Consider the following 24,722-nt stretch of genomic DNA (forward strand, 5'->3'; position numbering starts at 1 on the left):
ATGATTGCCCGTCCCTTGGCTTTACGCCGCCTGCTATTCGTCCTGATGGTAATGGCTACGACATTGCCAATTGGCTGGGCGAGCGCGCTGCCAACCAATCGGTCGACGCCCGGCTACACCCGCGTCGCGATCGAGACGTCGGTTGGGACGATCGTCGTTGCGGTGGATCAGACGCGCGCGCCGCGCACATCAGCCAATTTCCTGACCTATGTGGATGATGGCCGGTTTGACGGCGTAACCTTCTACCGCGCGGCGCGACGCAAGAGTGCGCCGACCTTGGGCTTGATTCAGGGCGGCATCGACACGGATGCGCGCCGCTCGTTGCCGCCTGTGGTGCATGAACCGACGACCCAAACGGGCATTCGCCATCTGGACGCCACCTTGTCCATGGCGCGCCCCGACCGGCCCAATTCGGCGATGGGCAATTTCTTCATCACTATCGGCCCCACGCCGAATATGGACGCACAGCCGGGCTATATCGGCTATGCGGCCTTTGGCCATGTGGTCGCGGGCATGGATGTCGTGAAGAAAATCCTCGCCGCGCCGACCTGTTGTGGGACTGGGCCGATGCGCGGGCAAATGATCGTCAAGCCAATCGTCATCCGCCATGTCAAAAGGCTGGATGGCAAGGCCAAGCCCACGGGTGGCGTAAAGCCCTGGCTGATCGGCAGCCTGCGGAAGCCTGTAAGGTAACGATCAGGCGAAGGCCGCTTGATCGTGCCGCGACGCCGGACGAGCTTCGCGCGGCGGTCGGGCCTGTATCTTCTTCCAAGCCTTTTCGTGAAAGAAGAAAGCGACGGCATTGATCACTGGTTCGACCAGCGCAATGCCACCCGCCAGCGCTACCGATCCGGTCATGAGATAGGCGACGGTAAAGCCGACCGTGAGGTGGATGCTGAGATAGGTGCCTGTCTTGATGAGGTCCAGCGACATGGGGATGCTCCTTGTTGCAACCCAGTTAAGAACTATTCGCAAAATGTGCCAACTGCTTTTTCCATTGGCTCTGATCGGCGAAAGCGATCAGCATTGCGAAGGGAGAATCGCGATATGGCAGGTCGGATCAGGGTGGGCCTTGGCGGCTGGGTCTATGCGCCATGGCGTGACAATTTCTATCCCGCCGGGCTGCGGCAGAAAGACGAACTGGCCTATGTCGGAGCGCATCTGACCGCGACCGAGATCAATGCGACCTATTATAGCAGTCAAAAGCCCGCAACTTTCGCGAACTGGGCTAAGGCCGTACCCGACGGGTTCCAGTTCGCGGTCAAGGCGTCGCGCTATTGCACCAATCGCAAGATATTGGCTGAAGCGGGAGACTCGATCGCGAAATTCACGAAACAGGGCGTTGTCGAGCTGGGCGACCGGCTCGGTCCGATCCTGTGGCAATTCATGCCGACCAAGCGGTTCGATCCCGATGACTTCGGCGCGTTCCTGCGCCTGCTGCCTGCCAGCGTTGATGGCGTCGCATTACGCCATGCGGTCGAGGTGCGGCACGCAAGTTTCGACGATCCTGCTTTTCTGGAGATGGCGCGGGACGCAGGCGTGGCGGTCGTACTGGCCGATCATGACAGCTATCCAGCGATCCGGGGATATGATGTCGGCTTTTCCTATCTGCGGCTGATGCGGACCCAGGCGGAAGAGACGACTGGCTATTCCCCCACAGACATTGGCGTTTGGACGGACAGGGCGCGGACCCTGGCCAAACAGGGGGACGTCTATGCGTTTGTCATCGGCGGCGCCAAAGAGCGCAACCCTGCTGCGGCCAAGGCGCTGATTGCGACTTTGGGGTAACAGCACTGTTGCATTTAGTGCAATTGGTATGCCGCGCTTTGCGATTGTTACATAAGTATGACAGGCGCATAGGCCCGCAACCCCAAGACAGGGGACAGATGATACCCTAACAAAGGACATAACCATGCGGCAGGCTTTTCAAGGCGCTGCACTGATCGTAGCCGTTGGCGCACAGATGCTGACTTTCTATTCGGTGCTTTATGCCTGAGCGCACTTTGCGCTCAACCTTGATCCCGACATTGCGGGAGGCGAAAAGGCCGCTTCCGGTATAACCGGAGCGGCCTTTTTACTGTCTGAATGCCGTCACGTTGCTGCAATGATTTGCGGCGACATCAATCTTCGGCAAACCATCCTGCGAGCAGATAAGCCACAACGCCGATCGGTCCGAGCGCACAGAGCGTCAACAGCACGACGGCGACGCGGATCAGCGTGACGTCCAGGCCGCTGCGGTTGGAAAGTCCCGCGCATACGCCCATAATCTTGCCATTGCGACGGTCGAGGGTGAAACTGTTGTTCATGACTTGGACTTTCAATCTTGGTGTCTTAAATGAGATCAGGCGATCGGGACGATAGGCGTCGCTGCGCTGATAAACAGGCTGGCGACTAGAATGGCACCCGTGAACGCGGTGGCGACGTGCTGGAAACGAGCGATGGACATGATGAAAACTCCCTGTTGCTACGGTGGCTGGACCATCCAGCCTTGATGCTTTCAGGATTTGCACAAGCCGTGCCAATTTTCATTTTGGCTGAAAATACGAGATTTTCGGCCAAGGCCCCGATATATGATCGCCATAAAAGTACCGCCAGTTGGGGAAAAATCCTGCTGATAGGGATTTTTTCCAAGTTCAGCGCATGAGCCAACTGCCTTTATTCGTCTATGGGACGTTGCGACCTGCCTTCGCGGGACCAATGGCAGGGCAGTTGAGCGCAATGACACGCTATATCGGCCGCGCTGTTGCCCAAGGGCGACTATATCAAATAGCCGACTACCCAGCCTTCGTGTCAGGACCGGAAGGACAGGTGATCGGCGATTTGCTGATGCCGTTTAACCTGTCGACGACGCTTGCATGGCTCGACGACTATGAAGAATGCACGCGAGCCTATCCTGAACCGCATGAATATCGGCGCGAACAACTGACGGTGCAGGGACAAAGCGGCCGCGTTATCGCCTGGGCCTATATCTACGCCCTGCCGGTAACAGACCTACCCCTGATCGCAAGCGGCGATTTCCTATCCCACAAGCGATAGCGCGCGCCTCACTGTTGCTTCATCGCCTCGACCGCAGCCAGTGTCGCTTTGACATGATTGGCATAATTCATTTCGGAATGGACGAACGCAATACGGCCTGCCGGTGAAATGACGTAGGATGTCCGGTCCGTCATGCCCGGTCGCATTTTGAGCGCCACATCATAACCCGACACGATATCAGGCCCCGCTGAAGCGACCGCGAACTTGCCTGCGCATTCCTTGGTAGAAAAGGCCACCAGATCATCGACCGGATCGGCGGACATGCCGATGACGGTCGCGCCAGCGGCCTTGAACTTGTCGATATTGTCGGCAAATTCGCGCGCTTCGGCCGAACAGCCCGGCGTGAAAGCTTTGGGGAAAAAGTAGAGCACGACCGGCCCGCGCTTCAACTGGTGCGACAGGGTCAGCGTGAACGTCTTGCCCGCCATCGCGCCGCGCGTGGTGAACTCAGGAGCTTTGGCACCGACAGCAAGCGCCGACATAGCATTAGTCGATACCGTCAGGGCAGCGACGGTAGCAAGGAAAAGGGACAGGCGCTTCATCGGCGGGGCTCCATCAGTCAGGCGGCGGGAGACGCTTGCTCCCATAATTCGATTGCATTGCCTTCGGGATCATGAATGCGGGCGAAACGGCCCACATCGGGATGATCCCATTCAGCGTTGGTGATGATCATAATGTCGGCGGCGCGCAAGGCGTTCAGAAGGGAATCCAGATCGGTGACACGAAGGTTCAGCATGAATGCCTTGTCTGCGGCGAAATAGTCGCTGTCCGCGCTGAAGGGAGCGAAGACCGTTGGCCCGCCCTGCGCCTGCCACACCCCTTCATTGGCCGTTGCGACGGGGTCCCCGATACAGCCAGCACCGACGTTCAAATGCGTCCGATACCAGGCCGCGAGCGCATCGGGATCACGCGCGCGAAAGAAAATACCGCCCATTCCCACTACCGGCATCACATCTATTCCTGTCATTATCACGCGCCGACAATAGCATGTTCCCTTCCGTGGGTCATGGGAACCGTAAAGCGGCTGGCCGGTTTCTGCTATCATGCGTCTTGTTTTTCTCCTGCCTGCACTGGCCGCCCTTGCAGCTTGCGAAAAATCGAGCGAGCCACCTGAAGCAGCCCCCGGCGTGACCGCCAACATCAGCGACCAGACGGCTGAGAACGCGCCAATCACGCCACCCCCATCCGCCCCCACCCCATCTGCGGACTCCGGGTCCGACACAGTCCCAGCCGTTACAGATGAAACCGGGCCTATTCCCAACGCGATGCAGGGTCGATGGACAGGCATGAACGATCGGTGTGGCGATCGGGCAGCGGCTATGGAACTGCAAATCCTGCCCGATCAGTTGGTCTTTCACGAAAGCGTGGGCACCGTGCAGACTGTCAAGCCGGATGGGGATAGACGGCTTTCGATCACGGCAGCCTTTACCGGCGAAGGACAAAGCTGGAGCCGCATTATCTTGCTCAATCTGGCGGCCGACGGCCAGAAACTCACCATCGTCAACGATGGAGCCTCTGAAACCCGCAAGCGCTGCTAGGCGCTTTCCCCATCGCTTTTGTCCCGCTACAGCCGCGCAATGATCGGCCGTCTGACCCTGAGCGATTTTCGCAATCATGCGGATGCGCTGATCCTGCCGGATGACCCCTTCATCCTGCTGACCGGCGACAATGGCGCAGGCAAAACCAATATATTGGAAGCCGTCTCCATGCTTGCGCCGGGGCGCGGCTTGCGCGGTGCGGCACTACGAGCGATGGCGCGTCAGGACGGGCCGGGAAGTTTCGGCGTGGCTGCGGAGGTGGACGGGGTCATGCTGGGCACGGGCATATCTGCCGCCATGCCCGACCGGCGGCAGGTGCGGATCGGCGGCGCAGCATCATCAGCCAATGCCTTGGCCGATCACCTCGCGATCGTCTGGCTGACCCCGGCAATGGACCGGCTCTTCCTAGACAGTCCGGGCGGTCGGCGGCGCTTTCTGGATCGGTTGACGTTGGCGCTACATTCCGGCCATGCAACGCACAGCGCCCGCTATGACGCCGCCATGCGCGCCCGCAATCGCTTGCTGACCGATCTGCACCGTGCCGATCCGGTCTGGCTTACGGCCTTGGAAGCGCAGATGGATGAACATGGCGCGGCGCTAGCGCAGGCGCGCGCCGATCTCGTCGCGCGGCTAAACGATGCGCTCGCCAACCAGCCTGACGCACCTTTTGCCCGACCATTCGCCGTGATCGAGCAGGAAGAGGGAGCGAGCCACGAGCCACTGGCGGTACGCCTTGGGCGAGATCGGCGGCGCGATGCGGCGGCTGGACGGACATTGTCGGGGCCGCACCGCCATGATCTGTCGGTCACGCATATTGCCAAGGCGCAGCCGGCAGCCCTTTGTTCGACAGGCGAGCAAAAAGCATTGCTCCTGTCGATCCTGCTTGCCCATGCCGCGTTGGTAGCGGCCGATCGCGGGCAACCACCCGTGCTGCTGCTCGATGAAGTCGCAGCCCATCTTGACCCATTACGCCGCGCCGCGCTGTTTGAACGCTTGGCGGCGACCGGGGGGCAAATATGGATGACAGGGACTGAAACGTCACTTTTCAAGGATTTGGCGTCGGCAACTCGTTTATCGGTAACCGCAGGCCGACTGTTTCGTTCCGCAACATAACCCGCGCCCGCAACGACTCGTCGCCCCGCTCTTTTCATGTGCCCCGGCGTCTGGCCTAAAGCCCCCATCGGGGCAAAAGCCTGAAAGCAAGTCGGGGTCGCATTCGCATGATCGGTGGTTTTCGCGCGGTTTTCGCCGCTGCTCTTCTTGCGCTCTCTTCCCTGATCGTTACGCCTGCGACGGCTGGAGTGCTGCAATGCGTTCCCTTCGCCCGCCAGGTTTCCGGGATCGAACTTTTTGGCAACGCCCATAGCTGGTGGAACCAAGCTGAGGGTCGGTACGATCGTGGGCATGAACCGCGTGTCGGCGCCGTACTGACTTTTGCCGCCAGTCGGTCCATGCCGGTCGGTCATGTCGCGATGGTCAGCAAGATCGTCAATGAACGCGAAGTGCTGCTGACCCACGCCAACTGGTCTTATCGCGGCGGCATTGAGCGCAATGTCCGTGCTGTTGACGTCTCGCCCAATAATGACTGGACTGATGTGCGCGTGTGGTACGGCCCGATTGGCGATCTTGGCCGCCGATCCAACCCGGCGCGCGGTTTCATCTATGCACAGCCACCCATGACCATCGACCAGCCGGTGCAGATTGCATCGGTGGCGGCGACCAGCGGCGGTACGCCACGCGCGGCTTTCTGATCCTTTAACCTCTTCATAAATAGTCGCGATCTAGGATTGCTCCTGGTGGGGCGATTCATATGTTTCGGGATCGCATAAATGATACGAGGACTTGTCTGGGCGGCAGCATGGCTGGCGTCCGGATTGATCGCCGCGCCAGCGTGGAGCGCGGCCGTGTTACAATGCGTGCCCTATGCCCGTATCGTGTCGGGCGTGGATATTCGCGGCGATGCGCTGACATGGTGGGATCAAGCCGACAGGCAGTATAAACGGGGCAGCGCACCCAAAAAGGGGGCGGTGCTAGCATTTCGGCCCCATGGTCCGATGATGTTGGGCCATGTTGCCGTGGTCAGTCGGGTTTTGGACGATCGGCGCGTGCTGATCCGCCATGCCAACTGGTCGGTGCCTGGCGCGATTGAGGAGGATGTACTGGCGGTCGATGTGTCGGACGGCGGCGACTGGAGCCAGGTGCGCGTCTGGCACAGCCCGACCGCGCAAATGGGCGCCCGCACCAATCCGACATTCGGTTTCATCTATCCGGCCAAGGCCAGATTGCATGACTTCACGCCTGACCCCGCATTGGGCAGCAGCGTGCGATTTGCCAAACTGGATGCGGACTATTGGGATGCCCGTCAGCCCCATCGCTCGCCGCCATTTCATGGGGGCATCATGGTTGCTCATGGCCGTCCGGCTCCGGCCAAGACTACCCGCAAAATGAAGCCGCGCCTGGAGGCTGATCCGGGCGTCATGCACTATGCCGATGCAAGTCCTTCGGAACGGACCCTGAGCGCGATCATCGCGGACGTAAAACGCCAGTCGGCTCTGAATTGATGGAAAGCGCCCGCTTGTCAGCCCGCGTCTTCCATCCAACGCTTATTCAGCGTCCGAAGGCTCGCCCTCGTCAGCACCTTCGGCTGGATTTTCGAACCAGGCTTCGACTGGCCCAGTGAGCTTGATCGTCAACGGGTTGCCGTGGCGGTCGCGGGTTTTACCCGCTGCAACGCGAATCCAACCCTCGGAAATCGAATATTCCTCGACATCCTTGCGCTCACGGCCCTTGAACCGGATGCCGATGCCGCGCTGGAGCACCTCCATGTTGAAATGGGGGCTTTTAGGATTGGTGGACAGGTGATCGGGGGGCGTATCGCTCATGATGCGGTTCCTTGGATTTGGCTGGGCTGCGCCTAGCCTTTTGCCCGGTAACCCGTCAACCGCCACAGCCCGCCGATGCAATAGCCCCGGCGGACTGCAACTGGCCACTCAACGACAGACCCGCACGCGGACGTTGCGATCGCGATAATAGTCATAACGCCACTGGGTCCAACAGCGCGGACGGTATTTTGCGCGATGATAGCCTCGGTCGCCTCGCCAGTGACGACGGCCATCCCAGCGTCGTCCGTCCCAACGTCGATTGTCCCAGCGGCGACTATCCCAGCGATGATCGCGATCGCCGCGCCATCCGTCACGATAGCCGCCATGATGTTGCGCTTGCGCGGGAGCGGCCGCAGCAATGCCCGCGATGGCCAGGCTCAACGCGGCCGCGCCTTTCAAGATGATATTCATTGCTCTCTCCTCATCCACCCCGCAGGTTGGCGGGGCATGATGGGAAGATGCCTTTCGTCGGCTGAACCGTCAGAGAATGCTATTGTAATCCCTTATTCAGCGTCCTGCTAACGCCGTCTCGGCCTCCAGCATATAGTCGCGTGTAATAGGCAGGGCGCGTCGGTCCCGTGCATATTGGACCTGATAATTGACCATGCCACCATGTTCGAACACGGTCGCCGCCCCGGCGAGGTAGAAGGTCCACAAGCGGAAAAATCGCTCGTCATATAAGGCGACGATCTCCGCGCGATGCGCCATCGTCCGATTATACCATTGGCGAATGGTCAGCCCATAATGAAGCCGCAACACCTCCACGTCGGTTACCATCAAGCGCGTATCCTCGCTGCCTGCAATCATTTCCGACAAGGCAGGAATATAGCCGCCGGGGAAAATATATTTCTGGGTGAAGGCATCGGTGACGCCGGGACCGCCCATCCGTCCGATGGTGTGGATCAACATGACGCCATCGGTAGCAAGCAGATCGCGGCAGGTGCTGAAAAAGCTACGATAATGGGCCGTGCCGACATGTTCAAACATGCCAACAGACACGATCCGGTCAAAAGTGCCAGACATGTCGCGATAGTCGATCAGTTCGAAGCGGACATGGTCGGCGACGCCTGCATCCACTGCCCTTTGCCGTGCGATCTTGAGCTGTTCCTCCGACAAGGTGATACCCGTCACGTCCACGCCGCAGGTACGATGGAGATACAGCGCCATCCCGCCCCAGCCGCAGCCGATATCCAGAACCTTCATGCCCGGTTCCAGTCGCAGCTTGGCGGCAATATGTGCCTTCTTGTCCTCCTGCGCCTGCTCCAGGCTGATGCCGGCCGCGTTTTCGCCATCGGGGAAATAAGCGCAACTATACTGCCGGTCGCGGTCGAGGAAGAGCGCATAGAGCGCGCCGGAAAGATCATAATGATGGGCGACGTTCGCCTTCGACCGGGCCTTATGATTGGCGCGCCACAGCTTCTGTCTCACATTGCCCAGAGCGCGATTCAAAAAGCTTTTGGCGTCGATCGAGCGACCACTTTCCCAAGGGTTATTGGCCCGCACCATGGATATGAATTCCATGATGCCACCACCTTCTATGGCGATGCGGCCGTCGATCCAGGCTTCTGCCATGCCCAGGCGGGGATCGCGGACGATGTCAAAAGGGACGCGGCCATCCTGAAATCTTAGCGCCAGATCAGGAAAGGCCGGATCGGGTTGCCCCACGACAAAGCGCCGCCCGTTTGCATAAAATACTGTTAGCTGACCGCGTGTGATCAGCCGCCCCAATACCCGCTCAAACAGTTTCATCTTGTTACCTTGTCACCCCAGATGGCCTGCGTCAAATGCCCGCATACCAATCATAACCCGCATAATCCTCCCAAAAACCACCCTTCCCCTTGCCGATCCCGTCCAGCGTCGCGACCGCCTCTATTCCCATCAGATATTTGGCCTGCTTATAGCCAAGCTGCCGTTCGACGCGCAGCCGCATGGGTGCCCCATTGGCGACGGTCAGCGGCGCGTCGTTCAGCGCAAAAGCCAGGATGGTCTGGGGATGGAAAGCGTCGATCAGGTCGATGCTTTCATAATAAGGGCGCCCGCCGCCCATGTCGTCGGCGCATCGGAACACGATATAGCGCGCCGTATCGCGCAACCGTGCGCCCTCCAATATCGTGCGCAGCGGCACGCCGCGCCATTTGCCGATCGCGCTCCACCCCTCGACACAATCATGGCGGGTAATCTGTTCGCGATGCGGCAGAGTCCGTAGTTGGGCAAGGGAGAGGGATAGCGGCCGTTCGACAAGGCCTGTCACCGCCAGCCGCCAATCGGCAAAGCCATTGCGCCACAACGCCTTATAGGCGGGCGTATTGGGGTTGGCGGTGCCATTGGCGCGGAATATCGGCGAAATCTGATCAGGCCGGAATTCCTGCGCCAGCGCGTCGCGGGCCATCAGGCTGCGCTGCGCCCAGCGATGGAAATTTTCGGCCGAAAAAAGCGCCTTTCGCACGCTGCCATGGCTGGCCAGCCGGTCGCAGCCGGTGAGCATTGCGCCAGCGCCGAGCAGCGCCATGCGGCGGGTCAGGATCATGGTCGTTCCTCCGGCACCCGGTATCGCCCGGTAATCATGGATCGCACTTCATTGATCGGTCCGGCCAGGATCACCATCAGGATATGCACGATAAAGAATGCGGCCAGCGCAAAGGCGGCGATGAAATGCAGCGAACGCGCCGATTGTCGCCCGCCGAACAGGTCGACGAGCCAGGGCCAGGCCGCATTCATGCCCGGTGCCATGGTCAGCCCAGTCAAAATGACCAGCGGCAGCAGGATGAAAATGACGCCGACATAGCTCGCTTTTTGCAGCACGTTATAGCGCAACGCCGCTTGCCCCGTCGGGAAGCGCAACCGGGCATGGTCCTTGATATCCTGCCAGATGTGGCACGGGCGCAGATCATCGCGGCGGAACGCGAGATCGCGGGTCAGATGGCGGTTGGCGAGGCTCCAGAGCATGTAGAACAGCAGCGCAAAGGCAAAGATCGGTGCGGCGGTCAGATGCCAGTGACGCGACATCGCCAGATTATAAAGGCCAGGCAAGGTGATCCAGCCGGGAAACCGCTCCAGCTCCAGCCAGGCATGGTCGAAATTCGCGCCATATTGGCCCCAATAGAGGCGAGGATGGGCGTTGAAGATGCCAAGGCCACTGGTGAACAGGACATAGAGCAGCGCGGCGTTCAGCCAATGCCACAACCGGGTCGAAAGCCTATGGCGCTTGACTGTGATGCCGTCGGTGGGAGTGGGGCTATCCATCGGGATAGGCTAACGCCTTTTTCGGGGAAAATCCACGGCACCTGCATGACAGTCGGCACCAAAGCCGACAACTGCCGAATGTCACACTTTTGCAACATAAATCAAGAATCATGACCACGTACAATCCAGCCCCTTTGCAAATCAGCATGGCGCACCTAGATGGCAATCACGCGATGCCGATGCGGATCGCGTCCATGATCGCTAAAAATAAAAGCGATCACGGTCAGGATAAACATGGCGCATATAGTGCCATGGAATCTTCGTATCGAACCAGATAGTCTGATGATAACCTATGTCAGACAATATAATAATATCGAGGAATTTATGAAGACTGTGATTTTCGCAGCTATTGCTGCTGCCGTTGTTGCAACCCCTGCCATCGCTCAGGACGCTGCACCCTTCACCGGGCCGCGCGCTGGCGTCACCATGGGCTATGACAAGATCGGCGGCGAAGAAGGCTTCGCTTATGGCGTGACCGCTGGTTACGACCTGGCTCTGGCACCCCGCGTCACCGGCGGCATCGAAGTCAGCCTGGGCGACACCACGGTCGATGATTTCGGCCTGGACGTTAGCCGCGATCTCGCCGCGTCACTGCGCCTTGGCTTCGTCGTCACGCCGCGCGTCCTGGCGTTCGGCAAGGTCGGCTATGCCACCACCCGCTTCGAAGTCGCTGGTGACGGCGCTGGCCTGGAAGGCGTCCGCTTCGGTGGCGGTCTGGAATTCGCGGCGACCCCGTCGACCTATATCTCGGCCGAATATCAGCGCACCGAATATGAGCAGAATATCGGTGGCCGTGACGCCGCGATGGTCGGCGTCGGTTTCCGCTTCTGATCCTTGCGGGTCCGTTGAAATGACGAAGGGTGGTCCTGCAAAGGGCCGCCCTTTTTCTATGCGGGAAGCGGCTGGATGTCGGGTTCGATCCCGGCGCGTCGTGCCGCAGGGGTCATCAGCGTCTCGCGCGACCAGTAAGTGAACAGCCAGTCCTTGTTGCCGAGCGGCGACGCCATCAGGGCGGCAAAGGCGGTTGCGGGTGTCGCGTCCACCGGCAATGTGGCCAGCAGAGCGCGGGTCATATGCAGCGACGCCTGGGTGATCGTCTCATGATAACCGCCCGTGTCGCTATTCACGCCGCCCACGCTCTCATTATAGCGCTGGATCATCGCGGGCATGTCGCGTTCCGGGTCGATGTCGGCGCGCCGCAGGATCAGCCAAATCGCGGTCGCGAAATGCGCGCCATGGGTCCATGCCGCTTTGGGCAGGGTGCAATCGCAAAAGCCGGTCGCCAGCCGTTCGATTTCGTCATCCGTCATTGCCATTCCCCCCAAAGAAAAGCCCCGCCGGATCAGGGCGGGGCTATCGTCTCGCGCCGTACTGGGCGCGCGTTACCGGCTCCGCTTTATCCGAGCGCCGCTTGCTTCTCCGCTGCCAGCCGGTCGAGTTCGGCCCGGCTCTTCTTCTCGCTTGCCGATTTCAACTGGCCGCAGGCGGCCATGATGTCGCGCCCGCGCGGGGTGCGGACCGGCGCGGAAATCCCGCCTTCAAACACGATCGAACTGAACGCGCGGATGCGATCGGGTGTCGAACATTCATAGTCGCTGCCCGGCCAAGGATTGAACGGGATCAGATTGACCTTCGCGGGCAGCTTATATTTGCGCAGCAACCGCACCAATTCGCGCGCATCGTCATCGCTGTCATTCTTGTCGCGGATCATCACATATTCAAAGGTGATGCGCCGGGCATTGCTCGCCTTGGGATAGTCGGCGCAGGCCTGGAGCAGTTCCTCGATCCCATATTTCTTGTTGAGCGGCACCAGCTCGTCACGCACGTCCTTGGTCACGGCATGGAGCGAGACGGCGAGGTTCACGCCGATCTCCTCGCTCGCGCGCGCCATCATCGGGATGACGCCGCTGGTCGAAAGCGTGATGCGGCGGCGCGAAAGCGCGAGGCCATCGCCGTCCATCACGACCTTGAGCGCATCGCGGACATGCTCGAAATTATAGAGCGGCTCGCCCATGCCCATCATCACGATGTTGGTCAGCATCCGCCCGTCGGGCGAATATTGCGGCGCATCCTCGTCTTCGTCGTCCGCCACCGCGACGGCACTGCCCATATTGCCCTTGGGCCATTCGCCCAGCGCATCCCGCGCCAGCATGACCTGACCGACAATCTCGCCCGGCGTCAGATTGCGCACCAGCCGCATCGTGCCCGTGTGGCAGAAACGGCAGTTCAGCGTGCAGCCGACCTGGCTCGACACGCATAATGTTCCCCGATCCGCATCGGGGATGAACACCATTTCATAATCCTGCCCGTCGTCCGACCGCAGCAGCCATTTGCGGGTGCCGTCGGTGGAAACCTGCGCTTCCACCACCTCCGGGCGGCCGACGACGAAGCGCTCAGCCATCCAGCCGCGCATCGGCTTGGCGAGGTCCGTCATCGCCTCGAAATCAGTTTCGCCGCGATGATAAAGCCAGTGAAACAACTGCTTGGCGCGCAGCTTCGCCGCCTTCACGTCCAGTCCCGCTTCCTCCAGCACGGCCTTGATCTGCGGGCGCGATAGGCCCAGCAGGTCCGTGCGGCCATCCGCACGCGGCGTGACGGCGCGGGGCACGGGCACAGGATCAATAAGGCCGGGAATCGGCATGACAAGGTTGGCGGCTGATTGCATAGCCGCGCCCATAGTCGATTTTAACAAAATGTGAAAGCGTGCGCCTACCGCACCCGTGCGCAGCCCAGCGCGGCCGCGTCGATCGCCGTCGCCGCGCCCCGCAGCGCGTAGCTGTCAGCGAAGGCGCGGCCCTGTGCGTCGATGCTTTGTACGCTCATACTGCTGGCCGAGCGCATGGCCGCAATGATCGCAGCGTCGCCGCGCGCGTCGATGGCCCAGGCATCAACCTTGCCAGCCACCAAGGAAAATCGGCGCTCGCCCACACTCAGCGTCACGGGAGCTTTGTCCGATCTGGCGCGACTGAGCCGCACATGGACCTGCCCGCGCACCTTCTGATGTGGCCAGGTGCTTACCGCCGCAAAACCCTTCCCGCTTCGCCCGTTGCGCCCCGTCGATTGGGCGATGGCGTAGCAGCGGGGCGTCGCGGAGTCGCGGAACGCGCCCCAGCCCTCGAATATTCCCAAAGACTCACGCGCGGCGACTGGACTTGTCGTCAGGAACAGGAAAATCAGCAGGAAGAGGACGGCGCGCATCTTACGGGCAAAGCCCAACCTGTCCCCATTTGCAACCCCGGCCCTGACGAAAGGGCTGAGCGAGTGCTTGCCCAAGCCGCAACAGCGGTTATGAAGAACCATCCATCATTGTCGCCGGGATTCGACCGAACCCCGGCTATCGGCTTAAAAAGAAACGGACAGAACAGGGACATGAAGGCCACCATCGAACGCGCAACGCTCCTCAAGAGCCTGAGTCACGTCCAGTCGGTGGTCGAACGCCGGAATACCATCCCGATCCTGTCCAATGTGTTGATCGAAGCATCAGCCGATGGCGCGATCAAGCTGATGGCAACCGACCTCGACCTCCAGATCGTTGACAGCATCGCCGCGCAAGTCGAACAGCCCGGTGCCACCACGATTTCGGCGCACACATTGTTCGACATCGCCCGCAAATTGCCTGAAGGCAGTCAGGTTTCACTTCAGGCGGCCGAGGGCAAGATGCTGATCCAGGCCGGGCGCGCGCGCTTCAATCTGTCGACCCTGCCACGCGACGACTTTCCGGTCATCGCCGAAGGTGACCTGCCGACGAGCTTCGAACTGCCAGCCGAAACGCTCAAGCAGATCATCGACAAGACGCGCTTTGCGATCTCGACCGAAGAGACGCGCTATTATCTGAATGGTATCTATTTCCATGTAGCCGACGATGGCCAGCCGGTTTTGCGCGCAGCGGCGACCGATGGACACCGCCTAGCCCGCATCACCGTGCCGCGGCCCGATGGTGCGGATGGGATGCCCGGTATCATTATCCCGCGCAAATGCATCGCTGAATTGCGCAAATTACTCGATGAGGTGGATGGATCGGTCCAGATCGCCCTTTCGGCGAGCAAGATCCGCTTTGGCTTGGGCAGCGCGATCCTGACCAGCAAGCTGATCGATGGTACCTTCCCCGATTATAGCCGTGTCATTCCAACAGCGAATGATAAATTGCTCAAGATCGACCCACGCGGTTTCGAAGAAGGGGTCGACCGCGTTGCCACGATTGCCACGGAAAAGACCCGCGCCGTCAAAATGAGCCTCGACCGCGACAAGATCACTCTGTCGGTGACCAGCCCGGAAAATGGCACGGCGGCCGAAGAAGTGCCCGGTGCCTTCCAGGGCGAGGGCTTCGATATCGGTTTCAACGCGCGTTATCTGCTCGACATTCTGGGGCAGATAGACAGCGATTTGGTCGAACTGCATCTTGCCGACGCGGCAGCGCCGACATTGATCCGGGAGAATGACGCCAGTCCTGCGCTGTATGTACTCATGCCGATGCGTGTCTGATTGTCGGCGCTACTGCCGGACCTAATGACGTAATCTTACGATTGCGAGAGGTCTGGCAGTAAGCCTCTGTCAACGACTTCTGTCTATTGTCTCGCGCATGATCCCATTGCGCGCTTCCCTGTCCGATCCTTCATCGCGACCCATGACGTTGATGGTCACGCTGGGCTTGACCGAAAGTGGAACGGAAGTCGCTGCGTCGTGGATATCGGGTGCCTTCGGCCCGATCGCGCGTCTATGGCCCCTCATCCTGCTGGCCAAGATTTGCGTCGTCAATCTTCTCCATATCCCCTTCTATCAGGTAGGAAATGGCGCTCAGGCTTCAATTCTGGCCGTCATGCTGCTGGCAGACGGCGCATTGATGATCGCGCCACGACAAGCGGTATTTCGGACGCTCAAGCCGCACATCCAGAATTGGCTGATGTTGCAGATGGTGTTCGTATCAGGCCTTTGCATGAGCCTTTGGTTGTGGATGGGTCAGGAGCCAATAGTCGCACCCAGCGCCGTTTTTCTCGCGACCGTGCCCGAACTGGCGGTTGCGCTATTGGCCGTCTGCATTTTCGGGGATCGGCGTCTTTTAGGAATCGGCTATTTCCTGGGCCTGTTGCTGGTTGCGGTGCTTGAAAACAACAGCGTGACGCAGGTTGGCCTGCTGATTTGCTGTGTGATCGTCATGGCTATCGCAACCGTTCGGCAGGCCAGGGTCGATCGCGAACATGCGATTGAACGCCACCGACAAGATTTGCGCGCGCAACGGTCGGACCGTTTGCTTCTGGAACATGAGCGCACCGGGCGGGGCTGGTTCTGGGAAACCGACCGGCATGGATGCCTGACCTATATTTCCGACACATTGGCGCAAACGCTCGACGCACGTGAGGGCGCGCTGATTGGACGGCCCATGACGGAAATCATCAGGCCAAGCGACAAGCAGCAGGGTGACGGAGAGCGGACACTTGGCTTTCACCTGTCGGCGCGTACCGGCTTTTCGGATCTGTCGGTCTGCGCCGCGATGGCGCAGGAAGAGCGCTGGTGGTCGATTTCCGGCCAGCCGGTATTCAACGAATATGGCCAGTTTCATGGCTTTCGCGGTAGTGGCACCGACCTGACGGAAATGCGTCGCAGTCAGGCAGAGGTAACGCGCCTTGCCCGGTTCGATTCGCTGACCGGCCTTGCCAATCGCATTCAGATGCTCAGTTCACTGGAGCAGGCGGTCGCCGGCCGCCCCGGCAAGCCTGGCGACTGCGCGTTGATGATGCTGGACCTTGATCGGTTCAAGATGGTCAACGACACGCTGGGTCACCCTGCTGGTGACACCCTGCTGCGTCAGGTCAGCCAACGCCTGCAACGCGCCGTAGGCACGAAAGGACTGGTCGGCCGCCAGGGTGGCGACGAGTTCAAGATATTGCTGCCAGGTCACCATGATCGGGATGCCTTGGCCCTGTTGGCGCAATCCATCATCAACACGGTGGCCCAGCCTTATTCGATCGAAGGCAATGCCGTGGTCATCGGCGTGTCCATTGGCATATCCTGTGCCCCGCATGATGGGGTCACAGCCGACGCGCTGATCCGCAACGCCGATCTGGCGCTCTATGCTGCCAAAGGCGACGGGCGCGGCATTCATCGCTTCTATTCCTCGGAAATGCATGCCGACGCGGAAGATCGCCGACGCCTGGAACAGGATTTGCGCCATGCGCTCGCCTGTGACGGCCTGCATCTGGCCTATCAACCTATCGTGTCGCTGCGCACCGATCAAATTACGGGATATGAGGCACTCCTGCGCTGGATACATCCTGACCGCGGCCCCATTTCGCCGGCCTTGTTCATTCCCATCGCTGAAGATAGCGGGATGATCAGCCAGATCGGGGAATGGGTGATACACACTGCCTGCCGGGATGCGGCCCAATGGGATGAAGGTATCCGCGTTGCGGTCAATGTTTCGCCAACACAATTCGCCAATCCCGGTTTTCCGTCGACGGTGATGAACGCCCTGGCGGCATCGCAACTCGCACCGGAACGGCTTGAACTGGAGATTACCGAAAGCGTCTTCCTCAATGACGATGATGGCACTGATGCCATGTTCGCGCGATTGAAGGCTTTGGGCGTGCGATTGGCGCTCGACGATTTCGGGACCGGCTATTCCTCGCTTGGCTATTTGAAGAAGGCCCCGTTCGACAAGATCAAGATCGACCAGAGTTTCGTGCGCGGGGCGGCTATTAAAGGCAGCCGCAATAGCGCGATCATCAAGGCGATTGTCAGCCTTGCCGAGGCACTGGGTATGGACACAACGGCAGAAGGTGCCGAAACCCAGGACGAACTCGCGCTTATCCGCCAACTGGGGTGCAGCCATGTCCAAGGCTATATCTATGGCCGCCCCATGCCTTTCGCCGACGTGACCGCCAGCCATAACAAGCATGGGGTCACCGTATTGATGGACGGCTTCAAATCCAGTCGGCCCGATCGCAAGACCATGTTACGAACCGTTGCCATTCACCATGAGGGCCATATCTATACGGGTCGTGTGCGCAACATCTCGGCTACGGGCGCGCTGATTGAAGGATTGTGGAATGTTCCGCTGGGCACTTTGTTCGCGATCGAATTGGCCGAAGGCTATTCGGTAAACGCAACCGCCCGTTGGTCTAAGGAAGATCGGATGGGCGTGGAATTTGCCGGCAAGGTCGATCTGACGGCCCTGCGCAGCTATTCCAAGGCAACTGCATCCGGGTGAAGAGACTTTCTCGCTAAACGATTGGCCTAGCAACAAAATTTCACAAATTTGTGCAGGAACACAGACAGGAGACGTCAATTATTCTCCGCGGGTAAACTCAGTGGAGAATATATAATGCGCAATCCTGGTGATGATGAAGCAAAGCGTCCGGCAAGCCATAATCATGCAATCGGAAACCGTGCAATATTGGGCTTGGCGATCGTCCTGGGTATCGCAACGTTGAGCGCTTATTATATTTCTGGCAAGGAAAACCCGGTCCAGCCTGCCAATGGTGCGGCCCAGGCCATGGCGCTCGCCAGTTCAAAATCGTCTACGCGCTAACCATCTGACGCGCAAAAAGGAGGCGAAGCTACCCGCTTCGCCTCCTTTTCTCGCCCTATGCCTCGCTTAAGCCGCAATCGCCACAGGCTCGACCTCCGTCTCAACCATGCCTCTCGATACCGCTTTGATAAGCGTAACGAAGCGGGTCGCCTCACGCACGATCATTGCCTTGTTGAAACAGGCGGCTGCCCCTCGATCCATCGCTTCGGCCACAATCGGCGCGCCTTCCCGCATCAGGCTGGACAACATGATGACTGGGCATGGCTCCATATCCATGATCTCGTCGAGGATCGCCATGCCGTCCTTGCCCGGCATGGCGATATCCAGCGTCACGACATCGGGCTTTTCCAACCGGATCATGTCGATGGCTTCTTCGCCATTGCGCGCGATGCCGACGACCTGAACCCGGCGGTCGCGTTCCAATAGCGTCTCGATCATCGCCCTGATGGTGAGCGAATCATCGACAACCACAATCCTGATCGGTTTCATCCGTCGTCTCCCGAACCTTTGATATGGTTCATAACGGCGGAACAACGACGGACTTTAGCTGTGCCTAACAGCAATTTAACTACGCGGACGATTACCAGCAGCAAAATTCGGAGAAAATAATTTGCGGATGCTGATCGAGACGGTGCGGCCCAGCGGATCAAGATAGCCGGGCTGATAGCGTAGCGGGGTCATGCCGGTAGCATCGGTCACTTCGCGGCGTTGATTGAAGATATTGTCGATGCCAACCGACACCCGCGCGCCGCGCAGGAACGGCATGTCCTTCACCAGCATCGGCATCTGTCCCAGATTGGCGAACAGGCGCAGATTGGCTGTGGCGAGGCTACCGAAGTTCAGGCGCGAACTCCCGGCTGTCGTGCCGCTCAACGCGCCATCGACATGGGTTCCGCTTTCCCAATCTATACCAAGCCGCGCGCCGATGCCGTTGTTCGTATAGCCGATCCGCGCATCAATCTCATGCCGGGGCTGTCCGCCGGCCGATCCTGTAGCGTCACCGTTCAGCAGGTCGAGTTGGGGGACGCCGGGCGCAATGTCGATGCGTTCGGTCAGGTGCCAGCTATGGTATAGGCTGAAACTGATCCGTCCACCGCCCTGCCCGCCACCGCGTCCGCCGCCAAAGCCGCCCCCGCGCGGACCGGGTGGGCGCCCGCCCTCAGGCCCTGCGCCGCGTTCACCGCGCGGCCGATCGGCACCGTCCGCCCCCGGCGCGCGCTGCGGCCGGTTACCGAAAAGAGCTTGCAGTTCAGGCGGCCGGTCTTCCGCCTTGCCGCCAGAGGCACGCCAGGCTTCTACGAGTTTCTGAACCCGCGACTTGATCGGGATCGACAGGTCCACGCCCCAACGCAATTGTTCGCTCTGCGAGCGGAGGAAATTGATCGGCCGGGCGTCGATCTGCAAAAGACTGCCATTTTCGTCACGCAGAAAGCGCTGAGGGAAAGCCGCCTCAAGCGCCGGGGTCGGCGTCGGGAAAGCCGCGATCGGATTGGTCGTGCGGCTGTTGAGATAGGTGGCGGTCAGCGTCAGATTGGGCTTTTCGAAGGGCTTTACCCTCGCCGACAGGCGGAACTGGTCACGCACACTTTCGCGCAGCGTAGCGCTGCCGCCCGATATTTGGGTGACGAACACGCTTTGTCCGGTGGCATAGTCAAAGATGGAAATATTGGGCGTGGCAATGAGAGGATCATTGATCTGCGCGCCGGTTGGCGCTGCGCGATCCTGATTGGCTGACGCCAGCACCTGTACCGCCTTTACCGGCTCCCACCGCAGGCCATAGCCCAATGTCGAAAGCATGCCAAAATCCGAATAATGCTGGGCGGCTGCATTCAGATTAACGCTGATGTCGCCTATGGCACCCAGCACATCCTTTGACCGACTGGTGATCGGCAGATCCAGGCTTAGCTGTCCGCTGCCAATCTCCCGGTTATAACGGGCCTCGTTTTCCACGCCCGATCGGATCGAGCGACTGTCAAAACCATTGGCGGACGCACCAATTTTGATTGAGGTCGATACTTCGCCAGCAGGGAGGTCGAACAGGGTGCCGCTGATCAACAGATCGCCTTGGATCGCCTGACTTTTCGCCCGCGCCTGATCGGACAGCCGCGTGGCGATCAGGTCAGGCGTGAAGCTGCTATAGGGATTGACGCTGGCGTCTCCGGCATCGAGCGCAGCCTGAATCGGCCCGCTATCCACGCCACGATCGGTGCGGGTCCGGGTCATGGACAGATCGCCATTGCCGGTGAAGGACCATTGCCAGCCGCGCCCCAACTGACCGTTCAGCGTCAGTCCGATATGCGCCGTGGTGCCGCGTATCTGCTGCTCCAAGGCACCCGGCTGCGCCAGATAGCGATAGAGCGTCGTGTCGCCTGCGAAAGGGGAGAAAGGACTGGCACCCGGCAGTGTCAGCGCGTTCGCTGACAGGCCTTGCAACGAAGCATTCTCCAACAACTCCAGCCGTCCATTGAGCGTAGCGGTCACACCACCCAATGCGCGGGCCAAGGTGGCATTCGCGGAAAAGTTCTCCGTCTCCGGGCTAAGACTACGAAAGCGCGTCAGGTCACTGATGCCGGTGATGTTCGCACCCGCGATGAAGTCGTTGAGGCTGGGCGCACTGGATGCCGCGCTGCCGGGCACGCTTGCCACCGTGACGCTTTGCCCGACCAATGCCGAAAACGCCGGATCAATATCATCCCCCACCGTCAGCGCGGTAATATTGCCGCCAAGCGAATAGGGACGGCCTGGCGCCGTAGGCATTATATCCCGCTCATTCTCCAGCAGAGCTGCAGCACGGCCATATTTGAGATTCAGGGTGAAGCGATTATCACCCTGAATACGCAGCATCCCGGCCTCGACCTGACCATTTTCGCGTCCGCCCTGCGTCGTCACCCCTCCACGCGCTTCTCCTGTCTCAGCGCGGAACCGCTCACGCAAGACGATGTTCACCACCTTCTGTGTCGGCGCATAACCATAAGATAGCGCGACCTGTTCGGGCAATATATCGACCCGCGCTACGGCTTCGGAGGGAATGTCCTGAATTTCCGAGAAGCTCGATATCCGCTTGCCATTCAAGAGGATGACCGGCGAGCCATTGGTCTGCGGCGACAATTCGCTGATCATTTCCGAAATGGACGTGACGCCCAGTGCGCGCACATCAGCGGCGGACAAACTCTGTTCGGGCTGGATATTGCCGATCACCGACCCGCGAGGTGCCTGGCCCGTGACGATGATTTCCTCGCCCTCTCCATCGTCCATCTGCGCCGGTGTCGCACCGGGCGAAACCGTCTGCGCCATCAGCGCGGCGGGCGATGCCCCCCAGAAGAACGACATGAACATTATGGACGTGGAAAACCGCACGAAAACCCCCAAAAATCAGACCGGATGCTGATGAACGATTAGCCGTCAGTTGTCGCAGAACTCTGACAATAGACGGACAAATTTGTCGCAACATGTAATAGCGTGGCTGAACCGGGGCTGGCCGAGGCGTAACAGCCTCGTGGCGAAGCCCGACACAGACTGCTAGAAGCGGCTCAATGCGCACATTCTATCCACCGATCACCCCTTTCGCCTCTGGTCATCTCGACGTTGGCGACGGCCACCATGTCTATTGGGAGCGGGTCGGCACCCCCGGCGCGAAGCCGGCCGTCTTCCTGCATGGCGGGCCAGGGGGCGGTATTGCGCCAGACCATCGCCGTCTGTTCGACCCGATGCGTTATGATGTGCTGCTGTTCGACCAGCGGGGATGCGGCCGGTCGACGCCGCATGCCGACCTCAACGCCAACACCACTTGGCATCTGGTTGCCGATATCGAGCGGCTGCGCGCGATGGTGGGGGTCGATCAATGGCTGGTGTTCGGCGGCAGTTGGGGTTCGACGCTGGCGCTTGCCTATGCGCAGACGCATGCGGACCGCGTCTCGGAACTCATCCTGCGCGGCATCTTCACCATCCGGCACAGCGAGATCGACTGGTATTATCAACATGGCGCAAGCCGCATCTATCCCGACAAATGGGAGCGCTTCGTGGCCCCTATCCCGCCGGAGGAACGCGGCGATTTGCTCCATGCTTATCATCGCCGTCTGACCGGACCTGATCGCACCGCGCAAATCGCGGCCGCCCGTGCATGGAGCGTGTGGGAGGGCGAGACGATCCGCCTGTTGCCCGACCCGGCGCTGTCGGCAGCACATGACGCAGACGATTTCGCCTTGGCCTTTGCCCGCATCGAAAATCATTACTTCGTCCATGGCGGATGGATGGAGGAGGGGCAGTTACTGCGCGATGCGGGTAAGCTAGCGACCATCCCCGGCGTCATCGTGCAAGGGCGCTACGACATGGCTTGCCCGGCCGAAACCGCCTGGGCTTTGCACAAAGCCTGGCCGGAGGCACGGTTCGAAATGATCGAAGGCGCGGGTCATGCGTACAACGAACCGGACATACTCGACGCGCTGATCCGCGCGACCGATGGTTTTGCCGACTGAATAGCATAGGAGATAGTGACATGCGGACGATGATCATGATTGTGGCGGCTTTGGGTCTTGCCTCCTGTGGCGGCAATGATGCGCCGACGGCTGCCGCGAATAATCAGGCCATGCCGGAGACAGGCGCTGCCGCGCAGGTCGCCCAACTGGATGAGGCCCAGCGCAATGGCGTGCTGGAACGTGCGATCCGTGCATCGGGCGCGGCTTGTCCGGTGGTGAGCGAGTCGGTTCGGACAGAAGTGCGCAAGGGCGTGATGGGATGGAAAGCGCAATGCGATAATGACAGCGCGCATCTGATTGAAATCACTAGCGACGGCACGGGTCGAGTGACCAGCCGCAGAGATTGATCATCACCAGACAGAACGCCCAAAGGGCGCTCTGGACGTCCCCTCATTCGTGCGGGCGCAGCGACCTGTTGAGGCTTTCGAGCACTTCGGCGATGGGTTCGGTGACTGTTACGCTGCGACCTTCGCCAAAACGGATGCGGGTGCCGTCATTGACGGATGAGACGAAGGTGACCTGCGCGGCGTTGACGGCGGTTTCCGTCCGGTCTGTGCCCACGAACATGACGAGCATGGCGTCCTCTCCTTTTTTATGAACGCCCAGCCTATCGCTATTTTCGTCCCGCGCCAGAGCTTTTTGCGGCGGCCCGATGAAGGCGGATCAAGCCGCGCGAATTTCCGCAATGAAGCCACCGGCACGAGTTTCCAGCCGGTGGGCCTCGTCGGCCAATCGCCGGGCCACCGCACGCATCTCCTGCGCGCCTTGCGCCGTGGCGAGCGCATTATCGCTGATCGCCTGCGCGCCAGCGCGAATATGATCGCTGGACGAGCCTGCTTCCGCCACGCTGTCCGCGATGGTGCGGCTGAAAGCGCCCTGTCGCGCCATCGCGTCAAACAAGGCCGTGGAGAGCCGATCGGCGCGCGTCATTGCGTCATCAATGGTAGCGTGGCCCGCAGCGACATCGCTCACCGCAGCGCGGATATGGTCGATACGCTCGCCAATGCCCGCCGCCGCCGCGCGCGTCTGCGCGGCGAGCGATTTCACCTCGCGTGCGACTACGGCAAAGCCCTGCCCCGCCTCGCCCGCGCGCGCCGCCTCAATCCCGGCATTGAGGGCCAGCATCGCTGTGGCGCCAGCAATGGCGTCAATCAGCGCGACGACCTCGCCAATCCCGTCGGCTTCGTCGCGTAGCGCCGCGCTTTGTGCCAGGCCCGACCGGCTCCGTGCTGCCGCCTCGCGCATGGCCGCGCCTGCATCGCGCGCTTCGGCCTCCATCGCTGCGAATAATTGGCCCAGTTCCGCGCCCCCGCTCTGCAGCGCCGCAAGCCGGTCGGCGGTCTGCACCGCCGCGACCGCCATGGCCGCCGAATCAGCGCGATCACCGGTCGCCCGGTCCGACACTTGTCCCGCCAGGACCGACAATTGCTCCGCCATCGCCACCATGTCCGCGATCAGCGCGCAGATATCGGCGCGAAAGCCCGTACTTTCCCGCGTGATCCGCTCGGCGCGTTCGGTGCGGGCCAGGGCCGTCCGCGCGTCGCGCTCGGCCGTCAGGCGCAGGAGCAACGGGCCGCCCAGCACACCGGCATAGCGCCCGCGATCGACCAGGATCAGCCCCTCGCACCCGGCCCCCTGCGCGGCATAGAGATCGACCATATGTTCCACGGCCGCGCTGCGCTCGACTGTGGCACAGGGCCGGACATGATCGTCCAGCCGTCCGCCGAAGCTGGGATTGCGCAACAGCGCATGGCCGAAGGGGTTGAACAGGATGCGCCGCATGTCGCGTTCGTAGATCGCGCCGGCCGGTCTGTCGGCCTCATCCAGCACCGGCAGTAGCCGCAGCCCGGAATCATCCTGAAAACAATCGACCGCTTCGCTGAGCGGGCGGCCCAGCCTTATGACGGGACTGGTATCGGACAGGGAAAGACGCGCGGCAAGCATGAGTGCGCGTTAGCGTCCATTGGTAAACAGGCCGTTAGGAATTTATGACAATAATGTTACAAGCCCTTGTATTTGCAAT

General features: G+C 60.5%; 30 protein-coding genes. 14 read left to right on the forward strand and 16 right to left on the reverse strand.

Annotation, left to right across the window (positions count from 1 at the left end):
* Positions 1-51 precede the first annotated feature (51 nt).
* Positions 52-693, forward strand: coding sequence for a peptidylprolyl isomerase (locus J2W40_RS15555; protein WP_310226459.1), 642 nt, complete (start codon positions 52-54; stop codon positions 691-693).
* Positions 694-696: 3 nt separating this feature from the next.
* Here J2W40_RS15555 and J2W40_RS15560 read toward each other — a convergent pair whose 3' ends face one another.
* Positions 697-933 carry a DUF2061 domain-containing protein gene (locus J2W40_RS15560; RefSeq protein WP_310226461.1) on the reverse strand — a complete coding sequence of 79 codons (237 nt, stop codon included), beginning with the start codon at positions 931-933 and terminating at the stop codon, positions 697-699.
* A gap of 114 nt (positions 934-1,047) precedes the next feature.
* On the opposite strand from J2W40_RS15560, the gene J2W40_RS15565 reads away from it, so the two are divergent.
* On the forward strand, positions 1,048-1,788 hold the full coding sequence (locus J2W40_RS15565; protein WP_310226464.1) for a DUF72 domain-containing protein: 741 nt from the start codon (positions 1,048-1,050) through the stop codon (positions 1,786-1,788).
* A gap of 332 nt (positions 1,789-2,120) precedes the next feature.
* Here J2W40_RS15565 and J2W40_RS15570 read toward each other — a convergent pair whose 3' ends face one another.
* Positions 2,121-2,306, reverse strand: a complete 186-nt coding sequence (locus J2W40_RS15570) for a PspC domain-containing protein (protein WP_310226467.1) — start codon at positions 2,304-2,306, stop codon at positions 2,121-2,123.
* A 116-nt stretch (positions 2,307-2,422) separates the two neighbouring features.
* Between J2W40_RS15570 and J2W40_RS15575 the strand changes: the two genes are divergently transcribed.
* Both J2W40_RS15575 and J2W40_RS15580 read left to right on the forward strand, forming a co-directional pair.
* Positions 2,423-2,644, forward strand: coding sequence for a hypothetical protein (locus J2W40_RS15575; RefSeq protein ID WP_310226471.1), 222 nt, complete (start codon positions 2,423-2,425; stop codon positions 2,642-2,644).
* Positions 2,641-3,036 carry a gamma-glutamylcyclotransferase family protein gene (locus J2W40_RS15580; RefSeq protein ID WP_310226474.1) on the forward strand — a complete coding sequence of 132 codons (396 nt, stop codon included), beginning with the start codon at positions 2,641-2,643 and terminating at the stop codon, positions 3,034-3,036. The genes J2W40_RS15575 and J2W40_RS15580 overlap by 4 nt, the downstream gene beginning before the upstream one ends.
* Positions 3,037-3,044: 8 nt before the next feature.
* Here J2W40_RS15580 and J2W40_RS15585 read toward each other — a convergent pair whose 3' ends face one another.
* Positions 3,045-3,578 carry a peroxiredoxin gene (locus tag J2W40_RS15585; protein WP_310226476.1) on the reverse strand — a complete coding sequence of 178 codons (534 nt, stop codon included), beginning with the start codon at positions 3,576-3,578 and terminating at the stop codon, positions 3,045-3,047.
* Between the two features lie 17 nt (positions 3,579-3,595).
* The gene (locus J2W40_RS15590; RefSeq protein ID WP_310226688.1) at positions 3,596-3,985 is read right to left on the reverse strand and encodes a VOC family protein; all 390 of its coding nucleotides are present in this window, start codon (positions 3,983-3,985) and stop codon (positions 3,596-3,598) included.
* Positions 3,986-4,322: 337 nt separating this feature from the next.
* On the opposite strand from J2W40_RS15590, the gene J2W40_RS15595 reads away from it, so the two are divergent.
* From J2W40_RS15595 to J2W40_RS15610, 4 genes are all read left to right on the forward strand, one after another.
* Positions 4,323-4,574 carry a hypothetical protein gene (locus tag J2W40_RS15595; protein WP_310226478.1) on the forward strand — a complete coding sequence of 84 codons (252 nt, stop codon included), beginning with the start codon at positions 4,323-4,325 and terminating at the stop codon, positions 4,572-4,574.
* Positions 4,575-4,613: 39 nt separating this feature from the next.
* Positions 4,614-5,687, forward strand: coding sequence for a DNA replication/repair protein RecF (recF, locus tag J2W40_RS15600; RefSeq protein ID WP_310226480.1), 1,074 nt, complete (start codon positions 4,614-4,616; stop codon positions 5,685-5,687).
* A 107-nt stretch (positions 5,688-5,794) separates the two neighbouring features.
* On the forward strand, positions 5,795-6,325 hold the full coding sequence (locus J2W40_RS15605) for a CHAP domain-containing protein (RefSeq protein WP_310226483.1): 531 nt from the start codon (positions 5,795-5,797) through the stop codon (positions 6,323-6,325).
* Between the two features lie 78 nt (positions 6,326-6,403).
* Positions 6,404-7,135 carry a CHAP domain-containing protein gene (locus tag J2W40_RS15610; RefSeq protein WP_310226486.1) on the forward strand — a complete coding sequence of 244 codons (732 nt, stop codon included), beginning with the start codon at positions 6,404-6,406 and terminating at the stop codon, positions 7,133-7,135.
* Between the two features lie 42 nt (positions 7,136-7,177).
* Here J2W40_RS15610 and J2W40_RS15615 read toward each other — a convergent pair whose 3' ends face one another.
* The 5 genes from J2W40_RS15615 to J2W40_RS15635 all read right to left on the reverse strand — a co-directional run bounded on the left by J2W40_RS15615 (position 7,178) and on the right by J2W40_RS15635 (position 10,699).
* Positions 7,178-7,456: a DUF3297 family protein gene (locus J2W40_RS15615; protein ID WP_310226488.1), complete on the reverse strand. Its 279-nt coding sequence runs from the start codon at positions 7,454-7,456 to the stop codon at positions 7,178-7,180.
* A 108-nt stretch (positions 7,457-7,564) separates the two neighbouring features.
* Positions 7,565-7,867, reverse strand: coding sequence for a hypothetical protein (locus tag J2W40_RS15620; protein WP_310226491.1), 303 nt, complete (start codon positions 7,865-7,867; stop codon positions 7,565-7,567).
* A 96-nt stretch (positions 7,868-7,963) separates the two neighbouring features.
* The gene (locus J2W40_RS15625; protein WP_310226493.1) at positions 7,964-9,205 is read right to left on the reverse strand and encodes a class I SAM-dependent methyltransferase; all 1,242 of its coding nucleotides are present in this window, start codon (positions 9,203-9,205) and stop codon (positions 7,964-7,966) included.
* 31 nt (positions 9,206-9,236) lie between these two features.
* Positions 9,237-9,983, reverse strand: coding sequence for a molybdopterin-binding protein (locus J2W40_RS15630; protein WP_310226496.1), 747 nt, complete (start codon positions 9,981-9,983; stop codon positions 9,237-9,239).
* Positions 9,980-10,699: a cytochrome b/b6 domain-containing protein gene (locus J2W40_RS15635; protein WP_310226499.1), complete on the reverse strand. Its 720-nt coding sequence runs from the start codon at positions 10,697-10,699 to the stop codon at positions 9,980-9,982. Before J2W40_RS15635 ends, J2W40_RS15630 begins: the two co-directional genes overlap by 4 nt.
* 324 nt (positions 10,700-11,023) lie before the next feature.
* Between J2W40_RS15635 and J2W40_RS15640 the strand changes: the two genes are divergently transcribed.
* Positions 11,024-11,530 carry an outer membrane protein gene (locus J2W40_RS15640; protein WP_310226501.1) on the forward strand — a complete coding sequence of 169 codons (507 nt, stop codon included), beginning with the start codon at positions 11,024-11,026 and terminating at the stop codon, positions 11,528-11,530.
* Between the two features lie 56 nt (positions 11,531-11,586).
* Here J2W40_RS15640 and J2W40_RS15645 read toward each other — a convergent pair whose 3' ends face one another.
* The 3 genes from J2W40_RS15645 to J2W40_RS15655 form a co-directional block, all read right to left on the reverse strand.
* Complete coding sequence (locus J2W40_RS15645) at positions 11,587-12,009, reverse strand: hypothetical protein (protein ID WP_310226503.1); 423 nt, start codon at positions 12,007-12,009, stop codon at positions 11,587-11,589.
* 86 nt (positions 12,010-12,095) lie between these two features.
* Entirely contained in the window at positions 12,096-13,364 is a 1,269-nt protein-coding gene (gene rlmN / locus J2W40_RS15650; RefSeq protein ID WP_310226506.1) for a dual-specificity RNA methyltransferase RlmN, read from the reverse strand.
* Positions 13,365-13,408: 44 nt separating this feature from the next.
* Positions 13,409-13,897, reverse strand: coding sequence for a hypothetical protein (locus tag J2W40_RS15655; RefSeq protein WP_310226508.1), 489 nt, complete (start codon positions 13,895-13,897; stop codon positions 13,409-13,411).
* Positions 13,898-14,068: 171 nt separating this feature from the next.
* Here J2W40_RS15655 and dnaN point away from each other — a divergent pair, with 171 nt between their 5' ends.
* The 3 genes from dnaN (at position 14,069) to J2W40_RS15670 (ending at position 18,224) form a co-directional block, all read left to right on the forward strand.
* Positions 14,069-15,181 (forward strand): DNA polymerase III subunit beta, encoded by a 1,113-nt coding sequence (gene dnaN, locus J2W40_RS15660; RefSeq protein WP_310226510.1) that lies wholly within the window; start codon positions 14,069-14,071, stop codon positions 15,179-15,181.
* Positions 15,182-15,278: 97 nt separating this feature from the next.
* Complete coding sequence (locus J2W40_RS15665; protein WP_310226512.1) at positions 15,279-17,903, forward strand: EAL domain-containing protein; 2,625 nt, start codon at positions 15,279-15,281, stop codon at positions 17,901-17,903.
* 114 nt (positions 17,904-18,017) lie between these two features.
* Positions 18,018-18,224 carry a hypothetical protein gene (locus tag J2W40_RS15670; protein WP_310226515.1) on the forward strand — a complete coding sequence of 69 codons (207 nt, stop codon included), beginning with the start codon at positions 18,018-18,020 and terminating at the stop codon, positions 18,222-18,224.
* A gap of 66 nt (positions 18,225-18,290) precedes the next feature.
* On the opposite strand, the gene J2W40_RS15675 is transcribed toward J2W40_RS15670, so the two are convergent.
* Together J2W40_RS15675 and J2W40_RS15680 are read right to left on the reverse strand one after the other, a co-directional pair.
* Positions 18,291-18,713, reverse strand: coding sequence for a response regulator (locus J2W40_RS15675; protein WP_310226517.1), 423 nt, complete (start codon positions 18,711-18,713; stop codon positions 18,291-18,293).
* Positions 18,714-18,788: 75 nt separating this feature from the next.
* A complete protein-coding gene (locus J2W40_RS15680; RefSeq protein WP_409050390.1) occupies positions 18,789-21,554 on the reverse strand; it encodes a TonB-dependent receptor in 2,766 nt (921 codons plus the stop codon).
* 203 nt (positions 21,555-21,757) lie between these two features.
* Between J2W40_RS15680 and pip the strand changes: the two genes are divergently transcribed.
* Together pip and J2W40_RS15690 are read left to right on the forward strand one after the other, a co-directional pair.
* Positions 21,758-22,699, forward strand: a complete 942-nt coding sequence (gene pip / locus J2W40_RS15685) for a prolyl aminopeptidase (RefSeq protein ID WP_310226521.1) — start codon at positions 21,758-21,760, stop codon at positions 22,697-22,699.
* Between the two features lie 20 nt (positions 22,700-22,719).
* Complete coding sequence (locus J2W40_RS15690) at positions 22,720-23,046, forward strand: hypothetical protein (RefSeq protein ID WP_310226524.1); 327 nt, start codon at positions 22,720-22,722, stop codon at positions 23,044-23,046.
* A gap of 43 nt (positions 23,047-23,089) precedes the next feature.
* Here J2W40_RS15690 and J2W40_RS15695 read toward each other — a convergent pair whose 3' ends face one another.
* Both J2W40_RS15695 and J2W40_RS15700 read right to left on the reverse strand, forming a co-directional pair.
* Positions 23,090-23,275 (reverse strand): hypothetical protein, encoded by a 186-nt coding sequence (locus J2W40_RS15695; protein ID WP_310226526.1) that lies wholly within the window; start codon positions 23,273-23,275, stop codon positions 23,090-23,092.
* 87 nt (positions 23,276-23,362) lie between these two features.
* A complete protein-coding gene (locus tag J2W40_RS15700) occupies positions 23,363-24,643 on the reverse strand; it encodes a methyl-accepting chemotaxis protein (RefSeq protein ID WP_310226528.1) in 1,281 nt (426 codons plus the stop codon).
* Positions 24,644-24,722: the final 79 nt, after the last annotated feature.

The organism is Sphingobium xenophagum, assembly GCF_031457465.1.
Lineage (GTDB): Bacteria > Pseudomonadota > Alphaproteobacteria > Sphingomonadales > Sphingomonadaceae > Sphingobium > Sphingobium xenophagum_A.